Origin of the sequence: Helicobacter typhlonius, from assembly GCF_001460635.1 — a bacterium.
In the GTDB taxonomy this organism is placed as follows: domain Bacteria; phylum Campylobacterota; class Campylobacteria; order Campylobacterales; family Helicobacteraceae; genus Helicobacter_C; species Helicobacter_C typhlonius.
Window position 1 is genome coordinate 261,348 of the sequence record NZ_LN907858.1, and the last position, 16,546, is coordinate 277,893.

15 protein-coding genes and 1 pseudogene are annotated in these 16,546 nt (G+C 37.2%); 11 read left to right on the forward strand and 5 right to left on the reverse strand.

Annotation, left to right across the window (positions count from 1 at the left end):
- Positions 1-36: 36 nt before the first annotated feature.
- On the reverse strand, positions 37-234 hold the full coding sequence (locus tag BN2458_RS10135; protein WP_058122012.1) for a hypothetical protein: 198 nt from the start codon (positions 232-234) through the stop codon (positions 37-39).
- Between the two features lie 89 nt (positions 235-323).
- Here BN2458_RS10135 and BN2458_RS01340 point away from each other — a divergent pair, with 89 nt between their 5' ends.
- Entirely contained in the window at positions 324-968 is a 645-nt protein-coding gene (locus BN2458_RS01340; RefSeq protein WP_058122013.1) for a hypothetical protein, read from the forward strand.
- A 305-nt stretch (positions 969-1,273) separates the two neighbouring features.
- On the opposite strand, the gene BN2458_RS01345 is transcribed toward BN2458_RS01340, so the two are convergent.
- Both BN2458_RS01345 and glmS read right to left on the reverse strand, forming a co-directional pair.
- Positions 1,274-2,296 (reverse strand): cytochrome-c peroxidase, encoded by a 1,023-nt coding sequence (locus BN2458_RS01345; RefSeq protein ID WP_034342399.1) that lies wholly within the window; start codon positions 2,294-2,296, stop codon positions 1,274-1,276.
- Positions 2,297-2,563: 267 nt separating this feature from the next.
- Positions 2,564-4,360: a glutamine--fructose-6-phosphate transaminase (isomerizing) gene (gene glmS / locus BN2458_RS01350; protein WP_058122014.1), complete on the reverse strand. Its 1,797-nt coding sequence runs from the start codon at positions 4,358-4,360 to the stop codon at positions 2,564-2,566.
- Positions 4,361-4,467: 107 nt separating this feature from the next.
- Between glmS and BN2458_RS01355 the strand changes: the two genes are divergently transcribed.
- From BN2458_RS01355 to BN2458_RS01395, 8 genes are all read left to right on the forward strand, one after another.
- Positions 4,468-5,313 carry a phospholipase A gene (locus tag BN2458_RS01355; protein ID WP_034342647.1) on the forward strand — a complete coding sequence of 282 codons (846 nt, stop codon included), beginning with the start codon at positions 4,468-4,470 and terminating at the stop codon, positions 5,311-5,313.
- A 226-nt stretch (positions 5,314-5,539) separates the two neighbouring features.
- On the forward strand, positions 5,540-7,807 hold the full coding sequence (gene metE / locus BN2458_RS01365) for a 5-methyltetrahydropteroyltriglutamate--homocysteine S-methyltransferase (RefSeq protein WP_058122015.1): 2,268 nt from the start codon (positions 5,540-5,542) through the stop codon (positions 7,805-7,807).
- 35 nt (positions 7,808-7,842) lie between these two features.
- The gene (locus tag BN2458_RS01370) at positions 7,843-8,748 is read left to right on the forward strand and encodes a methylenetetrahydrofolate reductase (RefSeq protein WP_034342717.1); all 906 of its coding nucleotides are present in this window, start codon (positions 7,843-7,845) and stop codon (positions 8,746-8,748) included.
- An 80-nt stretch (positions 8,749-8,828) separates the two neighbouring features.
- Positions 8,829-10,547 (forward strand): dihydroxy-acid dehydratase, encoded by a 1,719-nt coding sequence (ilvD, locus tag BN2458_RS01375; protein WP_034342714.1) that lies wholly within the window; start codon positions 8,829-8,831, stop codon positions 10,545-10,547.
- A 1-nt stretch (position 10,548) separates the two neighbouring features.
- Positions 10,549-10,830 carry a hypothetical protein gene (locus BN2458_RS01380; RefSeq protein WP_058122016.1) on the forward strand — a complete coding sequence of 94 codons (282 nt, stop codon included), beginning with the start codon at positions 10,549-10,551 and terminating at the stop codon, positions 10,828-10,830.
- Between the two features lie 68 nt (positions 10,831-10,898).
- Positions 10,899-11,147, forward strand: a complete 249-nt coding sequence (locus BN2458_RS01385; protein ID WP_156407269.1) for a hypothetical protein — start codon at positions 10,899-10,901, stop codon at positions 11,145-11,147.
- An 8-nt stretch (positions 11,148-11,155) separates the two neighbouring features.
- Positions 11,156-11,779 carry a hypothetical protein gene (locus tag BN2458_RS01390; RefSeq protein ID WP_034343977.1) on the forward strand — a complete coding sequence of 208 codons (624 nt, stop codon included), beginning with the start codon at positions 11,156-11,158 and terminating at the stop codon, positions 11,777-11,779.
- Positions 11,769-12,965 (forward strand): Eco57I restriction-modification methylase domain-containing protein, encoded by a 1,197-nt coding sequence (locus tag BN2458_RS01395; RefSeq protein ID WP_034343978.1) that lies wholly within the window; start codon positions 11,769-11,771, stop codon positions 12,963-12,965. Before BN2458_RS01390 ends, BN2458_RS01395 begins: the two co-directional genes overlap by 11 nt.
- Positions 12,966-13,194: 229 nt before the next feature.
- Here the strand turns inward: BN2458_RS01395 and cysK are convergent, their stop codons facing one another.
- Positions 13,195-14,097 carry a cysteine synthase A gene (cysK, locus tag BN2458_RS01400; protein ID WP_011115689.1) on the reverse strand — a complete coding sequence of 301 codons (903 nt, stop codon included), beginning with the start codon at positions 14,095-14,097 and terminating at the stop codon, positions 13,195-13,197.
- 87 nt (positions 14,098-14,184) lie between these two features.
- Here cysK and BN2458_RS01405 point away from each other — a divergent pair, with 87 nt between their 5' ends.
- Positions 14,185-14,502: a TonB family protein gene (locus tag BN2458_RS01405; protein ID WP_034343979.1), complete on the forward strand. Its 318-nt coding sequence runs from the start codon at positions 14,185-14,187 to the stop codon at positions 14,500-14,502.
- A gap of 255 nt (positions 14,503-14,757) precedes the next feature.
- Entirely contained in the window at positions 14,758-15,780 is a 1,023-nt protein-coding gene (locus tag BN2458_RS01410) for a BspA family leucine-rich repeat surface protein (RefSeq protein ID WP_052082048.1), read from the forward strand.
- A gap of 439 nt (positions 15,781-16,219) precedes the next feature.
- Here the strand turns inward: BN2458_RS01410 and BN2458_RS01415 are convergent.
- A pseudogene (locus BN2458_RS01415) lies at positions 16,220-16,546 on the reverse strand (dihydroxy-acid dehydratase); the annotation flags it as partial.

Consider the following 16,546-nt stretch of genomic DNA (forward strand, 5'->3'; position numbering starts at 1 on the left):
ATTGCAAATTGTTGTAATTCAAGGTTGCGGATATGTTCAGTTTCTTGCTTTATCCCCCCCCCCCATTAATTTCTTTCTTGTTAGGCTAAAAATAGAATTTGGATAGAAATGAGAATATTTTGTGTATCCCCACGCCGCATCAAGGGCGACTTTATAGCCTCTATGCGCTAAGGCTCTAGCAAATGCGTATTGAAACATTTGATTTCCCAATCCTCCTTGTAGCAATACTTTCACAATCTATCTCCTTTGGCTTATTATAGGGGCAAATTATAACAAACCCACCCAAATGGTATAAAAATCTCGTAGGGCAAAAGAGAGAATAAATGAAAAAGCTTTTATATATGACAATGTGTGCCATAATGAGCGTGTTTATAAGCAGCTGCGGGGATTCTAAAGGAGATTCTCAAAAGATAACATATAAATACCACCCAAAGGATAGGGCGGAACTTGTCAAACTTATCAATGATGAAAATGTGAATCTAAGCGAAATTGATACAAGCAAGGTTACAGACTTTAGTTTTTTGTTTGCGCGTTTGGGTGAGGAATGCGATGACACACTTGGGTGGCATAGAGAGGATTTACTCACTCCACATTTAGAAAAATGCAAAAATACAGGCATAAAGCGATTGGATAGCATTCACGCAATTAAGAAACAAATTTCAGACATTGATTCACAGATTCGCAAGATAGAATCTGCGCTTGAAAAAGAGGAGCAGTGCAGGAGTGATTTTGAATCTTTTATCGCTCCTAAGATTCAAGCGAAGATTAAATCCAAAGAGGGATTTTTTGATGAGCATAAAAGAGAGTATGTCAAAAGAAAAACTTTAAATGACAAGGAGAGAGCGCAAGTGCGCGATGAGGTTATTAAAGAAAATAAATCGTGTATTTTGATGGTATATATCGTGCTACCCATATTGGAGAATGTGATATTTTGGAGTTTAAGTAAAATTATTACTCACATATTCTAAAAATATCAAAGGATTTTATAGGGCAAGGATTCTAAGATTTTTGTTTTTTAGAATAGCGTTATTAAAGTGCTTTTTGTGAATCTAGCCTGTTTAGAATGTGTTTTGTTTGCAAAAATGAGTGTTTGTTTTGAATCTACTTTTGCTTGTGCTTTGATGAGGGTTTTGACTTATTTTATTATATGAGATTTACACAATTTTAGCATTCAAATTGTGATTGTAATTTGCCTATAAAAATGCTTGTGTAAGGATTATCGCCTCTCCCTAAGCCCTAAGGAGATTAGGGCTATAAGGTTAAGCGTTAAAGATTAGAGTTCAGGTTTTGGTGTTTTTTCTGTTGATACAGGAAGTTGAGGATAAGCAATGTTTGGTTTCTTGCCTGTAAGTGAGTGCAAAAACACCTCTATGCTTTGAGATTCTTTGTCAGATATCTCAATGCCTAGCTGTGTGCTTCCCATTTCTTTGATAGCATCTGTGAGCGACCAAATCGCACCATTATGGAAATATGGAGCAGTTTCTGCAATATTTCTCAATGTAGGAGTTTTAACCATACCATTCTTATCGCCTTTAAAACCACCGAGTTTTGCGAATTTGTATTTTCCTGCTACCTCAAAAGCTTGCATTGAGCCACCGAGATTCACACCATTATGGCAAGCAGCACAACCCTTATCGATAAAGGTTTTAAGACCTGCTTGCTCCGCTTTATTGAGAGCTTGTCCATTCCCCTCTAAAAAGCTATCAAAGCGAGAAGGTGTAAGCAATGTGCGTTCAAAGTTTGCAATTGCATCAGCGATATTATCAAAAGTTACGCCACCATAAATTTTCTTAAACTCATTCACATATTCTGGCAAAGAAGAAACTTTCTCTACTGCTACTTTTGCAGGAGTTGCCATTTCTGGTTCTGCCTCAATTGGACCTTTTGCTTGGTCTGCTAAGTTTCCTGAGCGTCCGTCCCAAAATTGTGCTGTATTCAATACCGAGTTATACACGGTTGGTGAATTTAAATGTTTAGGATTAGCCTTCCATTTATGCCCCACAGCAGCTGCGATTCCATCAGCTCCACCTAAACCGAGATTATGGCAAGTATTACAAGAGATAATACCGCTTTTTGAAAGTCGTGGGTCAAAATAAAGCTTTTTGCCAAGCTCTGCTTTAGCTTGAGAAAAGGCACTTGCTTTGACTTTATTTTGCGCAAGGATTCTATCCACACCTTTTTGATCTTTTGGCAAAGGTGCTAGTCCTGCTTTTTTTGCCTCATTGATTAGGGGATTAGCACTAAGGGCAGATACAAGTAGAAACGAAGATGCTATAAACAATGCTGAAATTTTCATCTTGACTCCTTTTTTGTAGTTTTATTGCGAATGCCTTACAATGCTAGGACTATTCGACTTATTTTAAGCTTAAACTAATGGATAAAAAATATCAAAATATAAAACAAATACAATTTTACAATATTGAGATGTGATTAGCAGCGGATTGCAAAATATTGCGGCGCGGTGGGGTGAGCTTTAACATCTTATGTGTTTTTTGGGGCTCACACGCGCCTTTAAATTTTTACTAAAAGTGAGCGGGGGACTTTTTAAGCGAAATTTTAGAATCTACTCCACGGTTACGCTTTTAGCAAGATTACGTGGCATATCTACATCATTTCCTAATCTGATTGCCACTTCAAGTGCAAAAAGTTGAAGCACTACCATCATCGCAAAAAACTCCTCCATATAGCTTTGGCAAGGTGAGATAAGAATCATATCATCAACGCCTTTAATGGGTTGCGCACTTACTGCACAAATAGTTGCATCACGCGCACTTAGCTCTTCTACATTGCTTTTAATTTTATCAAAAAGTAAATGTGTAGGCATAAGAGCAAGGGTAAAAAGCTCAGAATCTGCTAGTGCAATAGGTCCGTGCTTCATTTCTCCGCTTGGGTAGCCTTCAGCGTGAAGATAGCTAATCTCTTTGAGCTTAAGCGCACCCTCAAGTGCGAGAGGATAAAACACATCTCGCCCGATAAAGAAAAATCCGTGTCCGTGTAAATATCGCTTTGATAGACGTTTAATGTGTTCGTGCATATCGGATTCTATATAAGTTTTTTTTGCCGAAGCTACCATTTGTGCGATATGAGTTTCTAGCTCTTTTTGTGCGATATGTCCGCGTATTTTGCCTATATACACGCTTAGAATCCACAGCAACATCATTTGCGTTGCAAATGCTTTTGTGCTTGCCACGCCTTTTTCAATTCCTGCACGAGTGAGGAGCGAGACATCGGCTTCACGCACAATAGAGCTATTATCCACATTGCAAATAGCGAGGCTTTTTAAGCCATTTTTTTTGGCAAGCTTGAGGGCTTCAAGCGTATCAGCAGTTTCACCACTTTGGGAGATGACAATAAAAAGCTCACTTTTATTCATCACAGGTTGAGAATAGCGAAATTCGCTTGCAATGAGCACATTTGTTTTTATTTTTGCCAAACGTTCAAAGAGGTATTTTGCACTTAATCCCGCGTGATAGCTTGTCCCACACGCACAAATGCTAATACTTTGTATATCATTAAAAAAGTGAGATTCTATTTCATTGAGGATAATATCTCCCTCACTCACGCGTCCCATCATAGTTTCAAGGAGAACTTTGTGTTGCTCATAGATTTCTTTCTCCATAAAGTAGCGATACCCTTCTTTTTGTGCGTAGCCTTTGGTGCTATTTAGTTTTTTTGCACCTTTGAGTGTGTCAAATGCGCCAAGTTTCATCACGCCTATATCGCCATCTTGCAAATATACTACACTCTCTACAAGCCCAATGAGAGGCGCATCAGAGCTTGCAAAATAAATTTCATCTTGCTTTGTCGCGCTTTTGCCAATGATAAGCGGTGAGCCATTTTTGGCATAAAAAATACAATCGGGTGCTTTTTTGGTAATAAGCAAAATGGCAAAAGCACCTTTGAGCTCGGCAATAGTCGCTTTAAAGGCTTGGAGAGCATCTGCAAAAGTCTTTGTATATTCTTCAAATAAATGCACAATCACTTCGGTATCAGTTTGCGAGAGAAAAGTATGTCCTTTTTGTTCCAAAGCGTGTTTAATTTCTTGATAATTTTCAATAATGCCATTATGCACAACATTGCTAAAAGCGGCGATATGAGGGTGGGCATTTGCTTCGGTAGGTTTGCCGTGCGTAGCCCAACGCGTATGCCCGATACTCACGCCAAAATCTGTGGAGCTAAAATTTTTGCATTTAGATTCTAAATTGCTTAATTTTCCAACAGAGCGAAAAGTTTGCAATTCATTTTTGCTTAATACCGCAATTCCTGCACTATCGTAACCACGATATTCTAGCTCCTTTAAGCCATTTAAAAGAATCTCTTTTTTTTCATCTCGACCAATATAGCCTACAATACCGCACATTAGCTCTCCTTTGAAAATTAATATATTTTTTGCATATTTTACTATAAAATTATTCACGCGTTATCACACGATTTAGAATCTATGCTATATTGAGGAGAGGAATGATTATGAATAAATGGTGTATGTTGTATTTATCTGTGGGATTAAGCGGTGTGTTTGCAGATTCACTGCCTAATTTACCCGAAGAGAAACAAAACAAAAAACCTTATCTTTTGCTCTATCCGCATAAAGCAGTATATATTTTGCCTTTTTATCATAGTTTGAGTGAGCCTACTCCTAGTGAATCTAGTTTGCCAAATAAAGATACAGAAACCAAATTTCAATTTAGCTTTAAGCTTGCTGTGTTTAATGAGCTTTTCTCACCTTATGGGACATTTTATTTTGGCTATACGCAAACAGCGTGGTTTCAAAATTATAATCAAGCAGATTCGCGTCCTTTTAGAGATATAGATTATCAACCTGAATTATTTTATAGCTATGAGCGTCCTATAAGCTTTTTGGGCGGTGCTTTTAAGGATATTTCTTTTGGATACAATCATATTTCAAATGGTGAGAGAGCATTGCGCTCACGCACCCAAAATCGTCTTTTACTCAATATGCGATGGGAGTATGACATAGCACCACAAAGTGTATTTGGTATTAAGCTAGGTGCGTGGGTGTATATAGGCAAACATCTTGATGGTTTTATGGCAGATAATCCTGATTTAGCCCTTTATCGTGGGTATAATGATATAGGATTGTATTACAAGAGTAATCGTAATTTGCTTGAATTATATATGCGTCCGCCTATTGCACGGAGGTATTATCCTTATTTTGAGTTGGGCTATACACTGCGTGTGAGTGATAATATAGGGATTTATGTTCAATATATAAATGGATATGGGGATAATATGTTTGAGTATAAAATGCGCAGTGAACGCATAGGTGTAGGATTTCGCTTGTGGAATAAGTGATAGGTAAAATATAGAATTTCATTCATTTTTCAACAAAAAAATAAAATTACATATTGTATTTGTTACTTTTTGTATCTTTTGTAAAATGCTTATATCAAGGGCTTTGGAGCAGTTTTGGCACATTAGATTCTCTAAAAATCTCAACAAAAAAATAAAATTACATATTGTATTTATAAATTTATGCAAAAATACTGAAATTTTAACCAAAACATACAAAGGAGATGTGATGAGTAGCATTTTAGGATTCCCACGCATTGGGCAAAATAGAGAGTTGAAAAAGTCCCTTGAGGCTTTTTGGGGCGGTAAATGTAGTCAGAGCGAGCTAGAGGGCGTTGCTAAGGATTTACGTAAAAAGCATTGGAATATGCAAAAATCCCTTGATTATGTGTGCGTGAATGACTTTAGCTACTATGATAATGTGCTTGATCTTGCCTATGCACTTGGCTGCAAACCCGCTAGATTCAAGCATTTAAGTGGCTTAGATGGGTATTTTGCAATGGCGAGAGGACATCAAAAGGGTGTGGCTTGTGAGATGACAAAATGGTTTAATACTAACTATCATTATGTAGTGCCAGAGCTTAGTATCGATGATGAGTATAAGGCTGATGCGAATGGTATTATCGCGCAATACAATGAGGCAAAGGCACTTGGCTTTAAGCCAAAGATTCAGTTAATCGGCGTTTTCACGCTCTTTGCGTTGAGTAAGGTTATTAAGGGAGAGCCAAAGGAGGTTTTTCACAAGCTTAAGAGTGCGTATTTTGACTTAATCGAGCAAATCGCAAAGATAGATTCAGAAGTGCTTGTAGAATTTAGTGAGCCTATTTTTGTGCGTGGATTCAATGCAGATATCTTTGGGCTAGAATGTCAGCAGGGTGGAAGTGCGATTGAGTGTGTTTATAATAACATCGCTAAAAAGGGCATTAAAGCTATTGTAAGCACATTTTTTGAGCATAGTAATGAGCTTACAGAAATTTTATTAAAAACTGATATTTATGGCATAGGGCTTGATTTTGTCGCTGGGGCAAAGAATAAAGAGGTTTTGGAATCTATTGCAAAAAGTGATAAAGTGCTGTATGCAGGGGTGATTGATGGACGTAATATTTGGGTGGCGGATTTAGAATCTAAACTCGCGCTTTTAGAATCTATCGCGGATATTGTGCCTAAAAATCGTATTGTGGTAACTAGCTCCTGTTCGCTTTTGCATACGCCCTTTAGCAAGGAGGGAGAGGATAAAATAGATTCTCAAATCCTTTCTTGGCTAAGTTTTGCAAAAGAAAAAATCGATGAATTGCTCGTGCTTGAGCACATTTTTCAAGGCACACAAAGTGCGAGTGATAGTGCATTTTTGGAGCGAAATAAGTCCATTAATATTTCGCGTAAAACTTCGAGCAAGACGAATAACAAGGCTGTGAGAGAGCGTGTCCAAAATCACACACAAAATCAAAGAAGTGTGCCATTTGCGCAGCGCATTAAGCTTCAAAAAGAGCAGTTTAATTTTCCTATCCTACCTACAACTACAATTGGTTCTTTTCCTCAAACACCTGAACTTAGAGCATTGCGTCTTAATTACAAAAAAGGCGAGATAAATAAGGTGCAATATGAAGAGGGTATAAAAACTTATATTAGAGATTGTGTGAAGTTCCAAGAAGAAATTGGCATTGATGTGCTTGTGCACGGAGAGCCGGAGCGAAATGATATGGTGGAGTATTTTGGCGAGCAATTAGAAGGATTTGTGTTTAGTCAAAATGCGTGGGTGCAAAGCTATGGCAGTCGCTGTGTAAAACCACCGATTATTTTTGGTGATGTGGCTCGTCCAAAGCCTATGACATTAGAGTGGAGTAAATTTGCGCAAAGCCTTACACAAAAGGTGATGAAAGGAATGCTCACAGGTCCTGTTACAATTTTAAATTGGAGTTTTGTGCGAGATGACTTAGAGAGAAGTGCGGTGTGTAGGCAAATATCTCTAGCTATTGCTGATGAAATTGATGATTTGCAAAAGGGTGGAATTAAAATCATTCAAGTTGATGAAGCTGCTTTCAAAGAGGGGTATCCATTGCGTAGCGAAAATATCAAAGCGTATGAGACTTGGGCATTAGAGTGCTTTAAGATTTCTACCGCAGTAGCACTTCCTCAAACCCAGATTCATACCCATATGTGTTATAGTGAGTTTAATGATATTATTAAAACCATTGAAGCCCTTGATGCTGATGTGATAAGCATTGAAACAGCAAGAAGTGGCAATGAGCTATTAAAAGTCTTTAAACAAGTGGGTTATACACACGAAGTAGGACCGGGTGTATATGATATACATAGTCCTAGAATCCCAAGTGTGGAGGAACTTAATGTGCAAATTAAGGCTTTGCTTGAAGTATTGCCTAAAGAGCAGCTATGGATTAATCCAGATTGTGGGCTTAAAACGCGCAAATGGGAAGAAGTAAAGCCAAGTTTGAAAAACATTGTAGAAGCTGTTAAGAGTGTGCGAGCAGCTTTATAAGTGTGAAATAGATTCTATGATAATGGTAAATAGATATGTATGACATAGAATCCCTCATAGAGCAACTTCACTCTACAGAGCCTTTTTTGAGTGTAGAGATTGCTCCAAGTATAAGTGGTAGGCTTGATGAGAATTTACTAGAAGATTTAAAAACACTTAAACTTGCTCATGCTTTTGTTTGCACAGATTCGCCTTTAGCTCGTTTTAAACCTTCATCAATCTTAAGTTCTCTTAAGTTTCAAAATGCACTCCAAAAGCCTGTTATTTGCACAATTTCAATGAGAGATAGGAACTCTATCGCTTTATGTGGCGATATTTTAAGTGTTAATGAGTTAGGATTGCGCACTTTTTTGACACTCACAGGCGATAGCATTAAAAATGGAGATTGCCTACAATCAAAGGGTGTGTTTGAGGATAATTCTCTTAAACTCGGACATATCATTGATGAGTTAAATTGTGGTAGAGCACTCAATGGCAAGTCTCTTAAAGAAAATATTAAAAGAATCTATAATTTTCAAGTGATAAATGCGTATGCGAATAATCCTTTATCGCTAAAAAATAAAATGCGTAAAAAATTAAGCAGTTGCGAGATTCACGCTCTTTTTACACAGCCTGTTTATTCTCTTAATGCAGCGGAATTTTTACTCCAAAGCCTTGAAGAGATTAAGAGTGAATGCAATATCAAAAGCGCACTTGTACTTGGATTTTTTCCTGTTTTAAGCTACAAAACGGCACTTTTTTTGCGCGATAAGCTTCCGGGTGTATATATACCAAATGAATGGGTGCAAAAACTAGAAAAAGCTCATAATAAAGGCAAAGATGAGGAAAAGAAGGTAGGGCTAGAGATTTCTCATTCTTTGTTTATGGAACTTAAAAGTGTGCATAATAAATTTCACTTTATGAGTGCAAATAAGCCAAGCTTGGTAAAAGAATTTGCATAAACCTTTGATTCCTTATTGATTTATGATATTTTCAAAGATTTCACTTATAATGGCATTTTAGAAAACTCTAAAGGAGATTTATGCGAAGCGACATTGTGAAAAAGGGCTATCAAAGAGCCCCTCATAGAAGTTTATTGCGTGCCACAGGGCTAAAAGATGAAGATTTTAATAAACCCTTTATCGGCATTGCAAATAGTTATATTGACATTATTCCCGGGCATTTTTTCTTAAACCGCTATGCGCAGATTATCAAAGAGGAGATTCGCGCTGCTGGGGGCGTGCCTTTTGAATTTAATACCATTGGCGTAGATGATGGCATCGCAATGGGGCATAGCGGTATGCTCTACTCTTTGCCTAGTCGTGAGCTGATTGCAGATTCTATTGAAACAATGATGAACGCGCACTCGCTAGATGCGATGATTTGTATCCCAAATTGCGATAAAATCGTGCCCGGAATGCTTATGGGTGCGTTGCGCGTGAATGTGCCAACTATCTTTGTGAGTGGTGGTCCAATGAAAGCCGGGAAGCTAGAGGACGGCACAATTTTGGATTTAAATTCTGCTTTTGAAGCGGTGGGAGCATTCGCAGAGGGTAAGATTAGCGAAAAAAGGCTACACGAGATAGAATGCAATGCGTGTCCGGGCGGTGGGAGCTGTAGTGGAATGTTTACTGCAAACTCTATGAATACGCTTTGTGAGGCGATGGGGGTTGCGCTGCCGGGAAATGGCACGATTTTAGCCTTAAGCAAGGAGCGTGAGGAGCTTTTACGCAAAGCGGCGCGTAGAATTGTAGAGATTGCGCTAGATGAGCAAAAAAGCGAGCAGTTTAGATTCCGAAATATTTTAAATAAAAAAGCCGTGCATAACGCGTTTGTCGTGGATATGGCAATGGGCGGCAGCACAAACACAATCTTGCATATGTTAGCTATTGCTAAAGAGGCGGAGGTGGATTTCAACCTAGATTCTATCAATGCCATTGCTTCAAAAGTCGCACATATTACTAAAATCGCTCCGGCATTAAGCACAATCCATATGGAAGACATCAATCGCGCGGGGGGTGTGTCGGCAGTAATGAATGAAGTTGCAAAAAGAAATACGTCTTTGGGCAGTCATTCCGCAGATTCTATTCTCTATTTAGACGCACTCACAATTACAGGCGAGACTTTGGGAGAACGCATTGCAAACGCACAGATTGTAGATTCTAGCGTTATCCGACACAATGAAAACGCGTATTCGCCGGTAGGTGGGCTAAAGATTCTTTATGGTAATTTAGCGCGTGAAGGAGCGGTGCTCAAGGTCGCCGCAGTGGCAGAATCTATGAAAGAATTTGAGGGAAGTGCGGTGTGCTTTAATTCGCAAGAGGAAGCGATTAAAGGCATTGCGGGAGGCAAGGTAAAAGCGGGGAATGTCGTAGTAATCCGCTATGAGGGACCCAAAGGTGGACCGGGAATGCAAGAAATGCTCACTCCCACAAGCCTCATTATGGGAATGGGACTTGGTGAATCTGTCGCACTCATTACCGATGGACGCTTTAGTGGTGCGACAAGGGGAGGCTGTATCGGGCATATTAGCCCAGAAGCAGCAGAAGGAGGATTAATCGCGCTGATTGAAGACGGAGATAGAATTGCGATTTCTGTTTCAAAAGGCACTTTAGAATTGCTCGTGGATTCCGCTGTTTTAGAATCTCGCCGTGCAAAATGGAAGCCTATCAAAAAGGAGATTCCAAGCAAATGGTTGCGCCGCTATGCGCTGCTTGTGAGCAATGCGGCAAATGGCGCAGTATTAAAAACAGAGCTGTAAAATGGCAACAAACAAAAATTCAAAAGAAACAGTTAGAAAATTTGAAAGATGCGAAGAATATGATTATATAACTTCATATGAAAGTGCAAAATGTTTGTGGTTTCTGGCTAGTATTCACCCTAAAAAATATGAGACAACACGAAGTTTAACCGCTTACGAACTTTTTGCGTCAGCCACCAATTACGGTTTGGCTATTGAGCTACTCCTAAAAACTATTATTTCTGGAGAAAGCGGAAAAAGCCAGATAAAATACATAATTTATATAAGCTGTTTGAAAAAATAAATGAAGACACCCGAGATATGATTTGCAACAGATATGACAATTACATTTCTCATAATAAACCGCTAGAATTGTTTATTAGAGGAGCTACTCCTAAAAACCAAAAAGAAAAATTTGAGAATTCTAAATCACCTAATAAAAAAAGAAACAAAGATGTAAAAAGTCTTTTAGAAAACAATCAAGATATTTTTACTCAGTTTAGGTATATGGGTGAAAAAGCACGAACAGAGGAAGTGGAGTATTTTTACTATGAATATGGTTATTTTGATGCATTATGCAAATCTCTAATTGATGTTATACAAGAAAAATTAAAGGGTTAAGGAATCAAATGAGTCAAGTTATACCACATTTGCTTATTCAAATTGTAGATTTTTTGAAAAAGTCTCCTGTTGCCTTAAGCAAACAAAGCCGAGATGGTAGGATAAATTCTGCCTTTAATGAAGATGAAATTTTTAAATGCTTAGAAACAAATTTTGCAATAAATCGCCCAAATATGCGCGATTGGGTAGATTTTAGCTTTGAGGAAAATAATATTTTTTATCCTGTCAACATCAAAGTAAGCACAACAAAAACCACTGATAATCTTAATTGCAAACTTGGAATCTATTATGCCTTAACAGGCAAGATTCCACCTTTTGGTAATGGTGTAAGCTGGGATTGCTACTTCAAAAGTCTTAAAGAAAATATACAGCAAAATTCAAAAGATTATTATTTTTTGATTATCAATAAAGATAATTCTAGTGATGTATTTGCTACTTCTTTAAAAAACTTAGAATCTATCTTGCCAAATGGCAATAATCTCCCCTTTCAAGCAAAATGGAACAATAATCGCAAACTGATAAATAGAGATTTTGAAAGTGCAAAAGCCTTTTTGCTTGGAACTTTTGAAGAATCTTTAAAATTAAGAGCTGATGCTTACCTCCATTTTAAGAAGTATTTTTATGAATCTTGATGTAGTAAATTTGGGACAAGTTTTCACCCCGCCGCATATCGTAAGTGATATGTTAAATCTTATCCAAAGCACTACAAGGCTAGAAAATCCGCGATTCTTAGAGCCAAGTTGTGGAAATGGAGCATTTTTTAAAAATTTACCCAGCAATAAAGTAGGCATAGAGTTAGATTCTAAAGTAGTTTGTGATAAATCTGTATTGAAAGTTGATTTTTTTAGTTATCCTGTGAGTGAAAAATTTGATTGTATTATTGGCAACCCTCCTTATGTGCGTTATCAAGATATTTTAGATTCTACGAAATTCCTTTTAAATGCTTATAAGAATATCTTTGATTCTCGTTCGAATTTGTATTTATTTTTTATCTATAAATGTATCTTGCATTTAAAAGATAAGGGGGAGCTAATTTTTATCACGCCTAGAGATTTTCTAAAAAGCACTGCAAGCATAAAACTCAATGAGTTTTTATTCTCGCAAGGTAGCATAACAAATTTTATAGATTTGGGAGATAAAAAGATTTTTAACAAGGCTCAACCAAATTGTGCGATATGGAGGTTTGAAAAAGGTAATTTTGGGAGAAAAACCCAATGTTTGAGGGAATTTAGTTGTATCAATGGACAGATTCTTTTTACTAAAAAATCTTATAGTATTCCTTTTAGCTCATTGTTTTTTGTGAAAGTTGGAGCAGTAAGTGGGGCAGATACTATTTTTGCAAATCAACAATGGGGTAATGTAGAATTTGTGAACTCTACCACTGCAAAAAGTGGTAAAACAAAAAGAATGATTTATGGAGAACGCGCAAAAGATTGTGTGTATTTGCAAGAATTTAAGCAAAAATTATTGCAAAGAAAAATTAAAAAATTTGATGAAAGTAATTGGTGGCAATGGGGCAGAGATTATTATAAGAGTGATATACCACGCATTTATGTTAATACCAAAACTCGCAATAAAAAACCTTTTTTTATCCATTCCTGTAATGCTTATGATGGCTCTATTTTGGCGATTTTTCCAAAATTTGAAGTGGATTCTAAGAATTTACAAGATTTGTGCGAGAGGCTCAATAATATAGATTGGGAGGAGCTAGGATTTGTATGTGATGGACGATTTTTATTTTCCCAAAGAAGCCTAGAGAATTGTATGTTAGATTCTAGCTTTCAGGATATTGGCAGTAAAGTTAGACAAAGGATTTAATAATGAAATGGACTTTAGTTTTAGAATCTTGCAAGGCAAAATAGCAATCAGTAAAAAAGAGATTCTAAGCAAGTGGTTACGCTGCTTGTGAGCAACGCCGCAAATGGCGCGGTTTTAAAGACGGAGATATGAGAGTGAGAATGCGGTTTTCAAACTCTTGTTACTTTGCTTGTATCAAGGAAGCATTGCCAAAGTCTCATTATCCACCGCTTTTAGTAGCATTCAAGGTTTAAAGCGTATTAAATAAATCCGTTGAAAGGTATCGCTCCGCTGTGTCATTAAGCATAGTAAGCACTTTTTTATTTGGATTGTTTTTGGCAATTTCAAGTGCAGCTGCGACATTTGCGCCACTAGAAATTCCAACCATTACGCCGATTTTGCCTAAATTTTGAGCCATTTTAATAGCGACTTCATTTTCTACAACTTCAATAGAATCTATCACATCGCGATTAAGGATTTTAGGGATAAAGTTCGCGCCAATGCCTTGAATCTTATGTGGTCCCGCTTGTCCTTTGCTAAGCAGTGGTGAAGCAGCAGGCTCTACACCAATAATTTTAATAGATGGAATCTTCTCTTTAAGCACTTCGCCTACACCGCTAATTGTCCCACCTGTGCCAAATCCTGCCACAAAATAATCCAAACTTCCCTCAAAGCTTTTATAAATCTCTAGTGCGGTAGTGCGTTTGTGCATTTCTTTGTTAGCGAGATTATCAAATTGACTTGGCATAAATGAGTTTGGTGTGGAATCTAAAATTTCTTGAGCCTTATTGAGCGCACCTTGCATACCCTCACTTGCAGGAGTAAGCACAAGATTCGCACCAAACAAAGCTATCATCTTGCGTCTTTCTATGCTCATAGATTCTGGCATAGTGATGATGATTTTTAATCCAAGAGAAGCACAAATCATAGCGAGAGATATGCCCATATTGCCGCTTGTGCATTCTACAATAGTTGTATCTTTTGTGATTTTGCCTGTCTTTAGAGCCTCATCTATCATTGCATATGCGGGGCGGTCTTTAACAGAATGGCTTGGGTTTAAAAACTCGCATTTGCCATAAAGATTTGGAGCAAATTGCTGAAGTTGTAAAATCGGAGTGTTGCCAATGAGTTCGGTAATATTTTGAGCTATCATTGAAAATCCTTTGTGCGCATTTAAGCGTGAATTTGGTATTTAAAGCTTAGAATCTAGCAATTTTTTATAAAAAAATCAAGGAAAATAATGCAAATTTTCTTCTCTTATTTTTTTGTTATTTATGTGATATATCAATTCTTTACTCCGCTTCAAGCAGCAGATTCTTATATGCAAGTAAATAATTTCAGCGAGGAAGCATTAGGTCAAAAAAGCAGAGGTTGCATTATGCAACATTTGCTTTATCCTAAAGAAGCTAAAATCAATAAGATTGAGGGTGTTGCAAAAATAATGATAAGTCTTAAAAATAATCAAATACATAAATTCCAAATCATACAAAGCAGTGGTTATAAAATCTTTGATATAGCAGCTTTAAGGGCGGTTGAAAAATCCAAAATATGTTTGTAAAATGTATTTGATGCTTATTTTGATAAGATAATCTTTGAATATGCTTTCATAGTGCCAATAGAATTTAGATTTGCAGATTCTAAAAAACAAGATATTGAAGTGCAAAAAATGAATATCTAAAAAGATTTAAATGGTGAATTTAGCACTTTGAGTTAATACAATTTATTATGATTGAATATACAATCTTGCTTTACAAAAAAAAAAAAAAACAATATAATGCGCGGACACAAAGGATTTGTCATAGGAGGAATAATAATGGAAAATAAAAAGGAGAGTAAAGAACTTACACCTCAAGAAAAACGCAATAAAGAATTATATGATGTGCTTTCTAGCTGTCTGGACGCACCAAAAGAGGAATTAGAATCTTTAAAAGCAAAAGTCCTTGCACTTATTGAAAAAGGTGCGGTGATAGATAAAGAAAAAATCAGCGAGCTAGAAGCTTATGTCAGCGATTTAGAGCAGGAGTATTGGGATGATAGTGCCGTGTATGCGGGGCGAAGTGCCAAAGACACTGAAGAATATGCTCTTTTGCAGATTCTAAAAAAGCTCACAAAGGCAAAAGACAAGGCAAAGGCATTTGATTCACTTTTCACGCCTAAAACCTCCCAAAGCAAAGGTGTAACTTATCAGCCAAAGACAAAGGCAGCACTCAAAAAGCTTATCAAAGATGAAAGCATTTATCTAGGTGATATTGATGTCAGCGGAGTGAGCGACTTTACAAATCTCTTTGATAAATCCAAGAGAAAAGATTTTAGCGGGATAGAAAAGTGGAATGTCTCGCATATCAAGGATATGTCATTTTGCTTTGTGGAGGCAAGGCATTTCAATCACGATATTGGCTCGTGGGATGTGAGCAATGTAGAAGATATGCGTTTTATGTTTCATTGTGCCATTAGATTCAATCAACCTTTAGAATCTTGGAATGTCTCAAAGGTAAAAGATATGTGGGGAATGTTTGAAGGTGCCAGTCAGTTTAATCAGCCCTTAGAAAAATGGGATGTGAGCAATGTAGAATATGCAGCCAATATGTTTGCCCACGCTAAAAAATTCAATCAACCCTTAGATAAATGGAATTTATGCAAGGCAAAAAAAATATATCAGATGTTTTGGAACGCTAAAAAATTTAATCAAAATCTAGATTCGTGGGGAGACAAATTGCCAGAGGGATGTAAGATAGGCTATTGGTTCAAATTTGTTGCTTTTTCGCCTATTGATGGTGAAGATAAGAAACCAAAATGGTTTGTTACCACAGAAGATGGCTTACTCAAAAAAAATTAGTGGCACACATCAGCCAAGATAGAAAAAGATTTTTGGTATCTCACCAGAGATAAAAACCTTGATAAATGGCAGGTGAAAAGTGATTGCCGTGGTGTAGAGGGTATGTTTGAGGGAACGCCTTTAGAAGAGAATCCGCCCAAGTGGTATAAGAAAATAGCAGATAAGAACTAAGTATAATCCCTTTGCAAAAAGTGGGTTTAGCCCATCAAAGGAAAAATACGCGTTTTATTATGGCAAATGATATGAGAATCTGCCAATGTCATTTACTCCTAATCTTTAGAATCTTGGCAGGTATCAAAAATTGCAAACACAGCTTGTATGTTTGATAATGCTTTAAGCCTTAAAACACTCCCGAGTTGGTATTGAAGACAAATGATAAAAATTTCATAGCAAATAAAGCAGAATCAACAAAGGTTTGAGAATTTTGTATTCTCAAACTTTACAGCTCTGTTTTTAATACTGCGCCATTTGCCGCGTTGCTTACAAGCAAAGAGTATCTTTTAAGCCATTTGCTTTTTATCTCTTTTTTTATAGGTTTCCATTTGGTGCGGCGAGATTCTATAATCTTAGAATCTACAAGCAATTCTAAAGTGCCTTTTGAAACCGAAATCGCGATTTTGTCTCCGTCCTCAATGAGTGCGATTAATCCTCCTTCCGCTGCTTCTGGGCTTATATGCCCGATACAGCCTCCCCTTGTCGCCCCGCTAAAGCGTCCATCGGTGATAAGCGCGACAGATTCACCTAGTCCCATTCCCATAATGGGGCT